Origin of the sequence: Gordonia tangerina (assembly GCF_021556435.1) — a bacterium.
GTDB classification, from domain to species: Bacteria; Actinomycetota; Actinomycetes; order Mycobacteriales; family Mycobacteriaceae; genus Gordonia; species Gordonia tangerina.
This window is the reverse complement of the sequence record NZ_JAKGCU010000028.1, coordinates 13,944-29,153: the sequence shown is the minus strand read 5'-3', so window position 1 is coordinate 29,153 and position 15,210 is coordinate 13,944. Positions and strand designations below refer to the sequence as shown.

The 15,210-nt window shown below is 68.2% G+C and carries 15 protein-coding genes; 6 read left to right on the top strand and 9 right to left on the bottom strand.

Annotated elements, in window-relative coordinates:
* Positions 1–118: 118 nt before the first annotated feature.
* On the bottom strand, positions 119–1,990 hold the full coding sequence (locus L1892_RS21275) for an NHL repeat-containing protein (RefSeq protein ID WP_235725771.1): 1,872 nt from the start codon (positions 1,988–1,990) through the stop codon (positions 119–121).
* 290 nt (positions 1,991–2,280) lie between these two features.
* Here L1892_RS21275 and L1892_RS21270 point away from each other — a divergent pair, with 290 nt between their 5' ends.
* Genes L1892_RS21270 through L1892_RS21260 form a run of 3 tightly spaced genes read left to right on the top strand, consistent with a single transcriptional unit; the run spans position 2,281 to position 5,161 of the window.
* The gene (locus tag L1892_RS21270) at positions 2,281–3,021 is read left to right on the top strand and encodes a (Fe-S)-binding protein (RefSeq protein ID WP_235725770.1); all 741 of its coding nucleotides are present in this window, start codon (positions 2,281–2,283) and stop codon (positions 3,019–3,021) included.
* A 59-nt stretch (positions 3,022–3,080) separates the two neighbouring features.
* Entirely contained in the window at positions 3,081–4,529 is a 1,449-nt protein-coding gene (locus L1892_RS21265) for a LutB/LldF family L-lactate oxidation iron-sulfur protein (RefSeq protein WP_235725803.1), read from the top strand.
* Positions 4,526–5,161, top strand: coding sequence for a LutC/YkgG family protein (locus L1892_RS21260; RefSeq protein WP_235725769.1), 636 nt, complete (start codon positions 4,526–4,528; stop codon positions 5,159–5,161). The genes L1892_RS21265 and L1892_RS21260 overlap by 4 nt, the downstream gene beginning before the upstream one ends.
* Here the strand turns inward: L1892_RS21260 and L1892_RS21255 are convergent.
* Both L1892_RS21255 and adhP read right to left on the bottom strand, forming a co-directional pair.
* Entirely contained in the window at positions 5,148–6,068 is a 921-nt protein-coding gene (locus L1892_RS21255; RefSeq protein WP_235725768.1) for an alpha/beta fold hydrolase, read from the bottom strand. The two genes, L1892_RS21260 and L1892_RS21255, sit on opposite strands and share 14 nt — an antisense overlap.
* 57 nt (positions 6,069–6,125) lie before the next feature.
* A complete protein-coding gene (adhP, locus tag L1892_RS21250) occupies positions 6,126–7,157 on the bottom strand; it encodes an alcohol dehydrogenase AdhP (protein ID WP_235725766.1) in 1,032 nt (343 codons plus the stop codon).
* 181 nt (positions 7,158–7,338) lie between these two features.
* On the opposite strand from adhP, the gene L1892_RS21245 reads away from it, so the two are divergent.
* Positions 7,339–8,250 (top strand): alpha/beta fold hydrolase, encoded by a 912-nt coding sequence (locus L1892_RS21245; protein ID WP_235725802.1) that lies wholly within the window; start codon positions 7,339–7,341, stop codon positions 8,248–8,250.
* Positions 8,251–8,291: 41 nt separating this feature from the next.
* Here L1892_RS21245 and L1892_RS21240 read toward each other — a convergent pair whose 3' ends face one another.
* The 6 genes from L1892_RS21240 to L1892_RS21215 form a co-directional block, all read right to left on the bottom strand.
* Complete coding sequence (locus tag L1892_RS21240; protein WP_235725763.1) at positions 8,292–9,227, bottom strand: CopD family protein; 936 nt, start codon at positions 9,225–9,227, stop codon at positions 8,292–8,294.
* A gap of 7 nt (positions 9,228–9,234) precedes the next feature.
* Positions 9,235–9,765, bottom strand: a complete 531-nt coding sequence (locus L1892_RS21235; protein ID WP_235725762.1) for a copper resistance CopC family protein — start codon at positions 9,763–9,765, stop codon at positions 9,235–9,237.
* 7 nt (positions 9,766–9,772) lie between these two features.
* On the bottom strand, positions 9,773–10,498 hold the full coding sequence (locus L1892_RS21230; protein ID WP_235725760.1) for a DUF1775 domain-containing protein: 726 nt from the start codon (positions 10,496–10,498) through the stop codon (positions 9,773–9,775).
* Between the two features lie 115 nt (positions 10,499–10,613).
* Entirely contained in the window at positions 10,614–11,141 is a 528-nt protein-coding gene (locus L1892_RS21225) for a YtxH domain-containing protein (RefSeq protein WP_235725759.1), read from the bottom strand.
* 102 nt (positions 11,142–11,243) lie between these two features.
* Positions 11,244–11,987, bottom strand: coding sequence for a GntR family transcriptional regulator (locus L1892_RS21220; RefSeq protein WP_235725758.1), 744 nt, complete (start codon positions 11,985–11,987; stop codon positions 11,244–11,246).
* Between the two features lie 20 nt (positions 11,988–12,007).
* Entirely contained in the window at positions 12,008–13,159 is a 1,152-nt protein-coding gene (locus L1892_RS21215) for an acyl-CoA dehydrogenase family protein (protein ID WP_235725757.1), read from the bottom strand.
* A 202-nt stretch (positions 13,160–13,361) separates the two neighbouring features.
* Here L1892_RS21215 and L1892_RS21210 point away from each other — a divergent pair, with 202 nt between their 5' ends.
* Together L1892_RS21210 and L1892_RS21205 are read left to right on the top strand one after the other, a co-directional pair.
* On the top strand, positions 13,362–14,207 hold the full coding sequence (locus L1892_RS21210) for an HpcH/HpaI aldolase/citrate lyase family protein (protein ID WP_235725754.1): 846 nt from the start codon (positions 13,362–13,364) through the stop codon (positions 14,205–14,207).
* Complete coding sequence (locus tag L1892_RS21205) at positions 14,204–15,202, top strand: MaoC family dehydratase (protein WP_235725753.1); 999 nt, start codon at positions 14,204–14,206, stop codon at positions 15,200–15,202. Before L1892_RS21210 ends, L1892_RS21205 begins: the two co-directional genes overlap by 4 nt.
* The last annotated feature ends 8 nt before the right edge of the window (positions 15,203–15,210 follow it).

Below are 15,210 nucleotides of genomic sequence, written 5' to 3'. Positions count from 1 at the left end.
CGCAGGTCCCAGGTTCGAGCCCTGGTGGGGGCACCATCGTTGTCGGCCGACGTCGGCTACGTTCCCGATCCGGCCAGTGGTCACCCGGTGACAGCGATCATCCCGTGCCCTGCGGAAACTAGTGCTGAACCGGCGCCGCCATTCCCACGAAGGCGACGATGTGGTGGCCACCCGGGTTGCTCTGGATGGGCACCTCGTCCCAGTTGTTGGCGACCCACACATTGCCCGACTGATCCACCGCCACACCGGTATTGCGGACAAGTCCGTCGAAGGCATAGCCGGTGATCTCCGGCGAGATCGGCGCTCCGGTCCTCTTTCCGGGCGGGCAGGTCCGGGTGTTGACGCCGCAGAAATGTGACAGCCGTTTGCCACCGAAGTTGGCGACCCACACATTGCCGTCACCATCGGTCGCGATTCCCCACGGCAGAGTCGCGCCGCCACCGTAGAACGGTCCGGCCACCGGCTGTCCGTCCGGGCTGATCAAGCTGACCGAGCCGATCGTGGACGGTGTGCTGGGACGCTCGGGACACGGCAGGGTCACCGCCCCCGAGTTGGCCACCCACACGTTCCCGGCCTTGTCGGCCGCCACCCCCATCGGCTTCTGGAACATCCCGGTCAACGGGGGCCGCACGGGCTTACCCGTGTAATCCAACACCGCGACATTGTTGCTCTCCATACCGCTGACGAAGACATGCTCGCCGTTGTCGACCACACCGAATGCCTGCTTCAGTCCGGCGTCGATGGTGCGTGCGCGGGACCGGTCACCATCGGGGTACACCGTGACCGTGCCCGACCCACAGTTGGCCATCCAGAGACTGCCGCGCCGGTCGAAGGTCATGCCCTGCGGCCAGTCCAGGCGTCCCTGCGTGTACCCGGTGGACGGCGAGATCGGCTGCCCCTGTGGAGTGAACTCGGACACCGAGTTGTGCGGTGGCTGATCGGGGCACCCGGGTGCGGCGAATCCGTAGTTGCTGGCCCACACGTTGCCCGACGGGCCGAGCGTGACACCGAAACCTGACCCCGAAAGACCACCGCCCCGGTACGGTGATCCGTCGACCATCGCGCCGTCAGGTCCGAACTTGAACAGCATGTCGCTGGCACACACGGGAACCCGCCGGTCCGAGTTGTAGACGTAGTTGTTGTTGACCCACAGGTTGCCCTCCGGATCGATGGCGAAGTTGCCGGGACCGTCGATCAGGCCGCCGCCACCGTCGAAGCGCAGCGCCAACGTCCAGGACGTGGGCGGCAGGGCGACACCCGGCCCGAACACCGGTCGGGTTTTGGCCAGGGTGAACAGCTCCAGTGGCTTGTTGCCCGGGTTGCGGGTGATCGAGGCGAACGCCCGCAAGCTGTCCGGCGGCACCGGCCAGCCCGGGGTGGTCGCTCCCGCGCGCAGGGCATCACAACCCGATGTCGCCGCGACGCAGGCGGCGAGCATGTTGGTCATCGAGGTGAAGGTGGCAAGTGTCGAGGTCTGTCCGCCGTTGGGTGAACTGGTGATCACCCGGCCCAGCCGGCCAGTCGCGACATCGACCAGGTTCGGCACCATCGACGCGGCATTGACCACGCCCGGCGCGCGACCGGTGATGCCCGGCGTGCCGAGGAACTGCGCCATCGCCACACCGGTCGCCACCGTGGTGCGCTCGTTGAGCACCACCCGTCCAGAATGGCCGGCCGGCAGCACGGTGGCGAAAGTCGGCCGGTTGCCCTGCCCCGGCGCCTTCGCAGTCAGATACAGCACGGCACCTGGTCCCGGACTCGCGGACACCGGCACGACAAAGGATCCGTTGGGCGACGTGGTCGCGCGACCCACCACCCGCGCGGCCTGCGATGGCGACCCCGACACCGCAGCGGTGACCGCCCACCCGGCGCCGTTGCCGGTCGACGGGCGCACCGCCCCGCCCACCGAGTCGCCGGGCGCACCAAAGGCCGGGACCGTGATGCTGCCGGCCAGCACCACGGCCAACGCGGCGATCAGCGGAGCAGCCAAGCGATATCGCTTCCTCGAACCACCCTCACCTGATTGACTGGTCTGCGATCTGACGGAAACATGAGAGCCGTTGGTACGCAAGGTGAAACCGCCTTGTATTCCGGCGCGTCGGGGACTGCTCGCGACTGACGCCGTGCTGAGGATGACCAATTCGGTGCTCTCGCATGGTAAACGACTGCCCTACATTTTTCGCCACAAACAGCCAAATGCACGTAGACCGGACGTGTGGGGTCCGGCGCACATTCGGCCATCGGGCTGCGCTCGTCCACCGGGTCAGGGATGATCGCAGAATGAGGGTCGCCCTGTTCGCCACCTGCTTCAACGACACGATGTGGCCGGGCACCCCGAAGGCCACGGTGCTGCTGCTCGAACGCCTCGGTGTCGATGTGGAGTTCCCTCTCGAGCAAACCTGTTGTGGGCAGATGTTCACCAACACCGGCTATGCCGACGAGGCGATCCCCGGTGTCCGCCGCTTCGTCGATGTGTTCGCCGCGTACGACGCCGTGGTGGCCCCCTCGGGTTCCTGCGTCGGCTCGGTGCGCCACCAGCACCGCCTGATCGCCGACCGGGCCGACGATCACACACTGCGCTCGGCCGTCGACACCATCGCACCAAAGGTGTATGAGCTCAGCGAGTTCCTCATCGACGTGCTCGGAACAGTAGACGTCGGAGCCTATTTCCCGCATCGGGTCACCTATCACCCGACGTGCCACTCCCTGCGGATGCTGCGCGTCGGGGACAAGCCGTTGCGACTGCTGCGGGAGGTTCGCGGCATCGACCTCGTCGAATTGCCCGAGGCCGAGCACTGCTGCGGCTTCGGGGGCACGTTCGCGATGAAGAACGCCGACGTCTCGGTCTCGATGGGATCGGACAAGTGCAGCAATGTGAAACGCTCCGGCGCCGAGGTGGTCGTCGCCGGTGACAACTCCTGCCTGGCACACATCGGCGGACTACTGAACCGAGAACGGTCGGGCATCCGCACGATGCATCTGGCCGAGATCCTGGCCGCCACCGAGCGGGAGCCGGTGTGAGCGCCCGGTCGACGACCGGTGGTCATCCCCATGTCGGGGTAACCACCCAGTTCGTCGGCATGCCGACGTTCCCGGACGCGGCGCGTTCGGCGTTGGCAGACGCCACCCAGCGGCGCAACCTCGCCCACGCGACGGGGATCATCCGAACCAAACGTGCCGAGGTCGTCGCCGAGCTGGACAACTGGGAGCAATTGCGCGCCGCCGCAGCAGCCATCAAGGACCGGACCCTGCGACATCTCGATCAACATCTGATGCGGTTCGAGGAGAACGCCACTGCCGCCGGCGCGGTGGTGCACTGGGCTCGTGACGCCGAGGAGGCCAACCGCATCGTCATCGACCTCGTGCGCGCGGCCGAAGCCGACGAGGTGGTGAAGGTGAAATCGATGGCCACCCAGGAGATCGAGCTCAACGAAGCACTCGCCGATGCCGGAATCGACGCCTGGGAAACCGATCTCGCGGAGCTGATCGTGCAACTCGGCGACGACTGGCCCAGTCACATCCTCGTGCCCGCGATCCACCGTAATCGAAGTGAGGTCCGGGAGATATTCCGGCATCGCATGGGTCAGGTGGGACGGCCCGCTCCCGACGACCTCACCGATGAGCCACGCCGGCTGGCCGAGGCCGCTCGGCTTCACCTACGGGAGAAGTTCCTTCGGGCGAAGGTCGGGATCAGCGGCGCCAACTTCGCGATAGCCGACACCGGTAGCCTCGTCGTGGTGGAGTCCGAGGGCAACGGCCGGATGTGCCTGACCTTGCCCGAGACGGTGATCTCCGTGGTGGGTATCGAAAAGCTGCTACCGACCTGGGCAGATCTCGAGGTCTTTCTACAGGTGTTGCCCCGCTCGAGCACCGGCGAGCGGGAGAACCCGTACACGTCGGTGTGGACAGGGGTCACCCCCGGCGACGGGCCCCGCAACGTGCACATCGTGTTGCTCGACAACAATCGCAGCACCGTTCTCGCCGACGAAGTGGGTCGCGATGCGTTGCGGTGCATTCGCTGCTCGGCGTGCCTCAACGTCTGCCCGGTGTACGAGCGAACCGGTGGGCACGCCTACGGTTCGGTGTATCCCGGCCCGATCGGCGCGATCCTCACCCCGCAACTGCGCGGCACCGGTTCGGCCGTCGACGCCTCGTTGCCCTTCGCGTCGAGCCTCTGCGGCGCATGCTCGGATGTGTGCCCGGTCGCCATCCCCATCCCAGAACTGTTGGTACATCTGCGCACCCGCGTCGTCGACGAACACCGGGGCGGCATGCCTACCCCCGAGACGGGTGCGATGAAGGCAATGGCGTGGATGTTCGGGAGTCATCGCCGACTCGAGGCCGCACAGCGGGCGGCGACGGTGGGCAACCGCCTGCTGGGCCGCCGCGCGAGCATCGGCGCGCTGCCCGGTCCGCTCGCGGGATGGAGTTCGGCCCGCGACATCCCGGTCCCGCCGGCCGAATCCTTCCGACAGTGGTGGAAGCGCGAACGGTCCGAGAAGGCCGATGAGCCCGGGGCCGCCCAGTGAACGCCCGCGAGGAAATCCTCAGCCGGGTCAGAGCCGCGCTCGCCGACGTCACCGATCCCGATCCCGCCGAGACGCGGGTGGACTGGTCCTACGGTGAGATCGTCGACACCGGCGCCCTTCCGGTGGTCGACCGTTTCGCCGAGCGCGTCGCCGACTATCGCGCTGCCGTCGAACGCGTCGCAGAGCACGAGTTGGCAGCCGCCGTCAGCGCGGCCCTGTCGGGGGTGGGTGGCCCGATCTTGGCCGACGACACGGTGCGCCGCCGCCTCGACCTCCCCACGCTCGACTGGCTCGACGACGATCAGCTGTCGCCCCGCGAACTGGACCGCGCCGGAGCCGTGGTGACGACCGCCGCGGTCGGAATCGCCAACACCGGCACCATCGTGCTCGACCACAGCTCCGGACAGGGCCGGCGGGCCTTGTCGCTTGTGCCGGATGTGCACGTGTGCATCGTGGATGCCGGCCAGGTGGTCAGCGACGTCCCGGAAGCGGTCGCTCACCTCATCGGGATCGGTGCGCAGAGCCGCCCGCAGACCTGGATCAGCGGCCCCAGCGCGACCAGCGACATCGAGCTGGACCGGGTGGAAGGCGTCCACGGCCCGCGGGCCCTGCACGTGGTCATCGTGGACTGAGCGAGGCATCCTCCGGCGTCGGGGGTACCGGCGCACTGGCGTCCTGCACCGCATCGACCGCGTCGACGAACGGCGGGATGAAGAACTGCGCGCCCAACACACAGCACGCGTGCCCGCCGTCGACCTCGAAACGGCGAGCCGCCGGGATGCCGTCTATCAGCAGTTGCTGGCGCGCAGGCTCCACGACACGGTCACGCACCGAGACGACCACCGACGTCGGGACATCGATCTCGGCCAGCCAGCCGCGGGAGTCGAAGCCGCCCAGGCCCTCCCCGAAGTGGCCCAGGTGCGACAGCGGGGTGGAGAAGAACTGCCGCAGCGCCCACACCGAGGTGTGACCGACGGGATCGTCGAGCCGGTTGAGCCGTGGTTTCGGGAGTGCCCGGTACATACCGGTCATCAGTCGTCCGGTGCGATGCGATTGGGCGCGCAGGTCCGGGTCGTTGGTGCTGAAGTACGGGCCCGTCGAGCACAACACCAGTCCCGAGACCCGCCGGCGATGGCGTCGCCAGACCAGTTGGGCGATACCGCCGCCCATGGAGAAACCGGCGGCGGTGAACCTCTCGATGCCGAGTTCGTCGGCGAGGGCCGCGACGTCGTCGGCGCAGTCGCGCAGATCGAACCGGTCGGATCGGATGCCGCGGCCGTGCCAGCGCTGATCCATCGTGATCACCCGGTATCGCTTGTTCAGCTCCGGGATGACCGGATACCAGCAGAGCAGCCCGGTGGTCAGCACCGAGTGCAGCAGAAACACCGCGGGTGCATCGCGCGGTCCGGAGTCGGTGACGAACACCGGGCCCCGGTCCGGGAGCTCGACCATCGTCCCGGGCGGGACGTCGCGCGCCGGATACGGCCGCAGCACATGACCGAATGCCCGACCCACGCCGCGGACGAACTGAGAACTCATGGACTCGACGCTACGCGCTTTCGGTTGAGAATCTGCTGTGCTCACCTCAGCGGACGCTCACCGATAGTCGATGACCATCCGACCCTCGATCGCACCCTTCTCCATCCGCCCGAAGACCTCGTTGATCTCGTCGAGTCGCATCGTCGCGACGGTCGGCTTGATCAGCCCGCGTGCGTAGAAGTCGAGCGCCTCGGTCATGTCCTGCCGGGTACCCACGATCGAGCCCCGGATGGTGAGTCCTTTGAGCACCACGTCGAAGATCGGCGCGGGGAAATCGCCCGGCGGCAGGCCGACGAACACGATGGTTCCGCCGCGCCGGGCCATGCCGATGGCCTGACCGAATGCCTGCGGATGGACTGCGGTGACGAGCACGCCGTGGGCGCCACCGGTCTGTTCTTGCACCGCGACCGCCACATCAGTGGTCTTCGCGGCGTTCACGGTCACCTCGGCGCCGAGGTGGCGGGCGAGGTCCAGCTTGTCGTCGGCGATGTCCACGGCCGCCACCCGCATGCCCATCGCCTTCGCGTACTGCACGGCAACGTGACCGAGTCCGCCGATTCCGGAGATCACCACCCACTGCCCGGGTTTGGTGTCGGACACCTTGAGCCCCTTGTAGACGGTGACCCCGGCGCACAGGATCGGGGCGACCTCCACCGGGTCGACCCCATCCGGGATCCGCGCGGCGAATCGCTCGTCGACGAGCATGTGCGTCCCGAAGGACCCGTTCACCGAGTAACCACCGTTGCTCTGCTTCTCGCACAGCGTCTCCCAGCCTGTCCGGCAATACTCGCAGCTCCCGCATGCCGACCACAGCCACGCGTTGCCGACCTTGTCGCCCACCATCAATTCGGTGACGCCGGGGCCGAGGGCAACCACCGTCCCGTAACCCTCGTGCCCGGGCACGAACGGTGGTGACGGCTTGACCGGCCAGTCGCCGTGTGCGGCGTGCAGGTCGGTGTGGCAGACCCCTGAGGTCTCCAGTTTCACCAGCGCCTGGCCGGGGCCCGGTTCGGGGAGGTCGAGTTCGGTGACTTCGAGCGGATCGCCGAACGCGGTGACCACCGCCGCTGTGAACTTCTGATCTGACATCTCACACCACCTGTCGTCTCAACGGATCCCCCGGACGCTTCCAGTCTTCGCGATCCGAGCCGCGGCGGGCGCGGTTTCGGGTGAACAATCGGTTCAGGCGGAACCTCGGCGGCTCTCGAATCGGCAGCGGAGAGAAGGCCGCGTGATCCACAACACACGCGAACGTGGGATGCTCGAGGACATGATGGACATCGACCGCCCCAAGATCGAGGGGTCAGTGACCGTCGGAGACGACGGACAGCGTCGTATCGGGTTCGCCGAGTTCGGTTCGGCCACCGGACGCGCACTGTTCTGGCTACACGGCACTCCGGGCGCACGACGACAGATCCCGACCGAGGCGAGGGCGTTCGCCGCGCAGCACGGACTGCGCATCGTCGGCCTCGACCGGCCCGGGGTCGGTTCGTCCACGCCGTACCGGTACCGCAACGTGGCCGAGTTCGCGTTGGACCTCGAGATCGTCGCCGACGCACTCGGTATCGAGGAGTTCGCGGTCATCGGTCTGTCCGGCGGTGGCCCGTATGCCCTCGGTGTCGCGCACACCTTCCCCGACCGGGTCGTCGCCGCAGGTGTCCTCGGTGGGGTCGCCCCCACCGTCGGTCCCGATTCCGCGCCCGGCGGCGCCATGCGACTCGGGCGCGCGGCGGCGCCGGTGCTCGGTGTTGCCGGCGCGCCGATCGGCAAGGTGGTCAGCTCGGTACTCGGCGTCGCCCGTCCGATCGCCGACCCGGCGATCGCGATCTATGGCCGATTGTCCCCGGAAGGGGATCGAGAGTTGTTGTCGCGGCCGGAATTCCGCGCGATGTTCCTCGACGACCTATTGCACGGCGGCTCCCGTCGGATGGAGGCGCCGTTTGCCGACATCGTGGTGTTCTCCCGGGACTGGGGCTTCCGCGTGTCCGAGGTGACCGTGCCGGTGCGTTGGTGGCACGGCGACCGCGACCACATCATCCCCCACGCACACGGCGAACACATGGTGGCCATGCTCCCCGATGCCAAGTTGTTCACCATGCACGGCGAGAGCCACCTCGGCGCTCTCGGCCTCTCCGTGGAGATCATCACCGAACTGCTGACCGTGTGGGACCAGCCGCGCTGAACCGTCGAACACCGAGCGCATCGACAGATACGGCAACCCGCTCAGGGTGCGGTGCCCGCGAGGCCCACGGCCAGCCCGAGCACCACACCCATCACCGCGAGTTCCACTGTCGCCAAACGCAACGAGGTGGCCTCGCTGAGCTGATGCCGGTCGACGCCGGGAACCCAACGGCGCCGCGCGTACACGCCCAGCCCGATGAGGATCACCAGGCCTACCGCCTTGGCCAGCAGGACGCGACCATAACCGGTGTCGAGCAGGTCGCCGAGGCCGATCTGCAGCGCAGCGCTGATCAGCCCCGTCGTCGCGATCCCCGCGACCGCCCACAGTGCGCGGGAAGAGAACTCCGGCAACGCCGAGGCCCAGCCCCGGCGCCCGCGGACGACGAGCACCATCGCGGCCAGGGTGCCGCACCACCAGGCGGCGGCAAGCGCATGCGCACCGACCAGGATCGGCCCGATCGCGTGTTGGCCAGGGTGGCCGGTGATCGACGTCGCGAGCACTCCGACGCCGGCCAGCAGCGCATAGGAAGCTGCAGGTGGTGCCGCGCGGCCGGTGAGCTCCACACACACCAGCCCGACCACCAGACACGAGGCGACCAGAGTGACCATCTCGGGGGCCCCGGCCCGCAGCGTGTCGACGAACTGACCTAGCCCCACGGCGGTCGGTGCCCGACCCGACTGATCGGCGGTTCGCAGCCAGGCCGCCACCGCGACCCCGACGAACCAGGCCGCACCGGCCACACCCACCGCCACCGGCGACGGCACGAGCCCGAGAACCGGGAGCGAACCGAGACCCACGAGGAGCACCGCGGCCGCCAGCGCGACCGTGTTGGGCAATGACGTCGCGGCCGGGCCGGCGGGAGCCGCAAGCAGCCAGCATCCGCCGAGACCGACGAACATCGCGGCCGACGCCGCGGCGATGGCCGCCGCCCGCTGCCGCTGATGCACAGGCCCGCGGCGTCCCGCCGTCGTGTTCATCGCACCGTCATACCGACCGGCCCGACCGCCGCGACAGTACGACGACCACGCCGAGTCCACCGACGAGCACCAGCACTGCCACGACGATGAACGGCCACAGCGGTGGACCGTCGTCGCCGGAGTCGGCCGCGGTGTCGGCGACCGGTCCAGGCGTCCCGGACCCGGCGACGGTCAGCTCGAAGCTGCGCTGTCCGTCGACGGGATGTCCGTCGGCCGAGGTCACCCGATAGTTGAGCGTGTAGGTACCGGTTGGCCCCGGTTCACGCAAGCCGACACTGAGCCGTGGGCCGTCGACGACGGCGTCGCCGTCCTGCCAGTAATTGCCGTCCGGGCCCACCACGGTCAGCACCGCAAAGGCTTCCTGGAGCGGCTCGTTGAAGGTTACGGTGGCCCGCGCCGGACTCGACTCCACCCGGGCTCCGTCGTCGGGGTCCGATGAGACCACCTGCGAATGGGCGTGCGCCTCGGGCGCGGTGACGACGCCGAACAGGGCGGAGCACAACACCCCCGCCACGACTGCGACGGCAGTGGTGATCATCCGACTGCTACGCATCATCGGAGCCGCTCTCACCGGTGCCGGACGACTTGGCAGCGCGGCCGGCGCGGGTCAAGGCGGCCACGCCGAAGACCGCACCGAGCGCACCGACGATCAGTCCGATGCCGCCGAGCCACCGTGCGGTGTCATCGGTGGACGAGTCGGCGGCCTCGGCAGTGGTCTCGTCGGACGCCGAACCCGTGCCGTGGTGGCCACCGTCGCCATCGGCGACCGGCAACGTCAGCACCGGCGCGGGGTGGTCGGGTTCCGCACCATCGGCGCCCATCGGCTCCGACCACGAGACCTCCTCGCCGTCGCCGTAGGTCTGGGTTGCGGGCAGGGCGATGCTGTCCTCCTCCGGGAACGGTCCGCCCGAGATACGGAACTGCGCGAACTCTCCGACGGGGACCCCGGGGGTGCCCGGCAGCGCGGACCAGGTGATCGAGGTGACCTCCTCGGTGGACGGGTCCTTGGTCACCGTGGACCGCCAGCCCGACATCACCTCGGGTCGGGCGGACTTCAGGTTCGGCAGGGTAACGGTGAGTGTGGTGGTGGCGGCGGTCTCGGATTCGTTGGGAACCACGAGTGTCACCACGCCGTAGCCGCCCTGGGTGAGGGTGGGCGCGGTGGCCGACACGTGGGCTGCGGCCGCGCCGGCACCGGCCAGCGTGCCGGCGGCGGCGATGGACAAGGCTGCGGCGGGTGCCGCGAGGCATCGGATCATGCGGTTGTTCATGGTGAGAAGTCCTGTCTGTGCGGGCACCTCAGCGCCCCGGTGCTCGCGCCGGCCGATGCCGGCGAAGGGGTATGCCCGGCGAGCCGAAACGCTGCCAGGCATCGATGTCGAGGAATCAGGACCTACCGGGCGGGGCTCGTACGCCGCAGCCACCGATGACCAGCGCGCCACCCGACCGGAACATCTCGCGACTGATCGCCGCAACAGTGTGGGATGCGATGACCGATATGACGGTGATCGCGCGAATTGTCGAGGTCAGCGCGGCGAGTAGGCCGGCCGCCACGACGATGAGCAGCGCACTGACCGGGATGGCGATTGCGTGCGTCACCGTCATCGGGAGCAGGGCGTGCTGGTCGATGTGCATCGCCGGATGCCCGACCGACATCGCCACGTGCGCAGCTAACTGCGCCGCGGTGAGCGCGATGACCGCCGACAGCGTCGCCATCAGCGTCGATCGACGTCGCAGATCGCCCATGGCCAGCGTGGTGAGGACACCGATGGCAGCGGTGAGCAGCATGCCTCCGGTCGAGGGGAGCGCGCCGGCACCGAGCCCGTGGGCGGCCACCGCGACCACCGGCACCACGACACCGGCGGCGACGCGCGTCAGCGTGTCACGGCCCCGGTCCGATGGCGTCCTGCTCATGAGGCCTCATCCTAATGAGGTCGCATGGCGGTTCTGCGGGCAGATTCGCCTGGAATGCTCACGGCACCGGCCGACCGTGGCACGGGAGGTTCGAGTCGCGCGTCACCGGGCCCCGCGGCGGAGGGTGACCCGATACGTGTAGTGCTCGGGGAGGAAATGGCTGATCGCGAGTTCTACCGCGTTGCCGGCCGCGTCGGTGTAGAGCCGATCGACCCGCAACATCGCATGCCCCTCGGCGCACTGCACCTGTTCGGCCACCGCAGCATCGGCCGACGCCACCGTGATCGACTGCGCCGCCTCGGTGATCGGATGCGGCAAATGCGGCTCCAACAGCCCGATCATGGTGTGAGTACTGGTGGCACCGTGGGCGAGTTCGTCGCGATCGGCCACCAACCGTCCCACCGATTCCGGCCACCACACGGTGGTCGACACGAATGGCACACCGTCGTGAAATCGCCGAAACGTCAACCGGTGGACCAGATCGGTGTCGAGACGCAGCCGCCCGGCCGCGTCCAGATCCACCTGACGACGCGGCGCCGACACCACTTCCATCGTGGTGTCGGCCGACAGGTTCATCAGATCCTCGATGGAACCGAGTTGGCGAAGATAACGCCCGGCCCCCTCGGTGGCGAAGGTGCCCCGGCCGGGCACCCGATACACCGACCCCTCGGCCACCAGGTCCTGGAACGCGCGCCGGACGGTCTGCCGGCTCAACCCGAATTCGTCGGAGAGTTCGGACTCGGTGGGCAGACGCACCCCGCCGCGATAGCGTCCCTCGGCGATCTGCGCGCGCAACGTCGCGGCGAGCGCCCGGTAGGCCGGTTCGGCGAGACCACGTGAGCTCATCGAGCTGATCCTATCGGCCCTCAGATGCCGCCCCGGGAAACGAGTTGGGCGGCGATCACGTTGCGCTGGATCTCGTTGGTGCCCTCACCGACGATCATCAGCGGTGCGTCCCGGAAGTACCGTTCGACGTCGAACTCGGTGGAATAGCCGTAGCCACCGTGAATCCGAACCGCGTTGAGGGCGATCTCCATGGCCATCTCGGAGGCGTAGAGCTTGGCCATCCCCGCCTCCATGTCGCAGCGTTCACCCTTGTCGTACTGTTCGGCGGCATGCCAGGTCAGTTGCCGCGCAGCGGTCAGTTTGGTCGCCATGTCGGCCAGATAGTTGCCGATGGACTGGTGTTTCCAGATCGGCCGACCGAACGACTCCCGCTGCTGCGCATAGGTCAACGAGTCCTCGAGCGCCGCGGTCGCCACACCCAGGGCGCGACACGCGACCTGGATGCGTCCGGTCTCCAAGCCCTTCATCATCTGCCCGAAGCCCTTGCCCGGCGTCGTGCCGAGGATTGCCGAGGCGGGCACACGGTAGCCGTCGAAGGACAGCTCGCAGGTCTCCACGCCCTTGTATCCGAGCTTCGGTAGGTCACGCGAGACCGTCAGCCCGGGGCCGTGCTCGCACAACACGATCGAGATCCCGCGGTGGCGGGGCTCGGCGGCCGGATCGGTCTTGCACAGCAACGCGATCAGTCCAGAACGGCGGGCGTTGGAGATCCACGTCTTCGACCCGGAGATCACCAGATCGTCACCTTCGGCCTTGGCCACGGTCGACATGTTTTGCAGATCCGAGCCCCCGCCCGGTTCGGTCAACGCCATCGTCGCCCGCATCTCGCCGGTGGCCAGACGGGGCAGGTAGTTCTGCTTCTGTTCCTCGGTACCGAACAGCGTCAGCAACTTGGCCACCACGGTGTGCCCGCCCATCGCCCCGGCCAGACTCATCCAGCCGCGCGCCAATTCCTGAGTGACCTGCGCATAACACGGCATCGACACCGGCGAACCGCCGTACTCCTCAGGCACCGCCAGACCGTAGATGCCGATCTGCTTCATCTGCTCGATCCAGCGCTCCGGATACTCGTTCGCGTGCTCCACGTCCTGCACGGTCGGCTTGACGTCGCGGTCGATGAACGCGCGCACCGTATCGACCAGGAACGACTCCTCGGCGTTCAAGCCACCCATAACCCACCTCGCCATATCCGCGTGTTCGACAATTCGATTTGTACGGCCATATTCACCGCCGGGTACGACTCTGTCAAGACTCGAGCAGTACTTTCCAAGTGAAGTGCGCATCTGGTAAATGTCAGAGGACCATATTTGGCCGCACATTTTGCCATCGCAATGGCACCCCGGCCGATCGAGACCAACGGATCGAGGCTCGCCGATGCAGACCGTTCGACGACGAGCAGTGCTCGTCGCACCCGCCTCCGACGACCGAAAGGCCCGCAAGGCGCTCGCGTCAACCGCCGATGAGGTCGTACTGGACCTCGAGGACGCCGTCACCCCGGAGAACAAGGAATCAGCCCGAACGGCCGCCGCCGCCCTGGTCGCCGAATTCGGAGCGCAGCGACCGGTGTCCATCCGGGTCAACGCCTTCGACACCGAGTGGTTCACCGACGACCTCGCGGCGTGCGCGGCGATGGGCGGGGGCCTGAGTGCCGCCGTGGTACCGAAAGCCGAGTCGCCCGAGCACCTCACGGAGGCAGACCGACTACTCGGCGACTCCCCCGCCGCGCTCCAGATCCTCGTCGAGACCCCCACCGGCATCCGCGATGTCGCGCACCTGTGCGCGGCCACCGACCGACTGGCCGCGATCATCATCGGCTACGCCGATCTCGGTGCGGCACTGGGTCGCTGGCCGTCGGCACCACCATCGGTGTGGCATCCGATCCAGGAGAGCGTCCTCGTCGCGGCCAGGGCGGCAGGCGTGTCCGTGGTCGACGGGCCGCATCTGACCATCGCCGACGACGACGCATTCCGAAACGCCAAGACCTGGGTCCGGGACCTCGGCTTCGACGGCACATGGGTCATCCATCCCTCCCAAATCGATTCGGCAACAGAAATTTTCACTCCCGATCCGGAGTCCGTCGAGGATGCACGGCGCGTACTCGCGGCACTCGAGGAGGCAGCCGACCGTGGCGACGGAGCCGCGAAACTCGACGGCCGGATGCTCGACGAGGCACTGGCCGTCTCGGCGCGGCGTGTGCTGGCCAAGGCGGGTCCGGCATGACCCGGGTCGTCGCCGTGGGCGGGCCGTACTTCGACGACCTCGCCGTCGGCCGACGGTTCGACGACGCGCCCTCGGTCACCATCACCGACGGAATGGCCGCCGCACATCAGGCCATCCTGGGCGATCGAATGCGGTTGTCGCTCGACACGGAGTTGGCCCGGCGTGTGACGGGCGTGGCAGCACCGGTCGCCCACCCCGGGCTGGTCTGCGACCTGGCCATCGGCCAGTCCACTCTCGCCACCCATCACGTCAAGGCCAACCTGTTCTATCGCGGACTCCGATTTCTCCGGTACCCGCACGTCGGCGACACACTCGCCACCACGACCGAGGTCGTCGGACTGCGGGAGAACTCGGCCAAGCCGGGGCGGGCACCGACCGGGCTGGCCGCACTGCACATCGTCACCACCGATCAACAAGGTCGACGCGTGCTGGACTTCCACCGATGCGCGATGTTGCCGCTGAGCGCCGGCCCGAAACCCGACCGCACACCCGCCGCCGACGACCTCGCCGACATCGGCGACACGTCGTCGGAACCCGTGCTGCCCGACTGGGATCTGTCCGAGTACCGAAACTCTCTGCCCGGACAGCACTTCTCCCCAGACCTGCGCGACACCGTCTTCACCTCGAGCGGGGACGTGGTGTCCAGCGCCCCCGAACTCGCGCGACTCACCCTCAACATCGCGGCCACCCACCATGACGCCCGCGTCGGGCAGCAGGGGCGACTGGTGTACGGCGGCCACACGATCGGCCTCGCGCTGGCCCAAGCCACTCGAGCCCTACCCAACCTCCTGACCGTGCTGGACTGGGAAGGGTGCGATCACACCGGCCCGGTGCACGAGGGCGACACCCTCACAAGCGACCTACACGTCGAGACCGCCACCACACTCGACACCGGCGGCGGCATCCTCGGACTGCGCTCGACGGTGGTGGCCGAGGAACCCGACGGAACCCGACGTCCCGTACTCGACTGGCGCTTTCGCGCCTTGATGGCCTGATCAGAGGA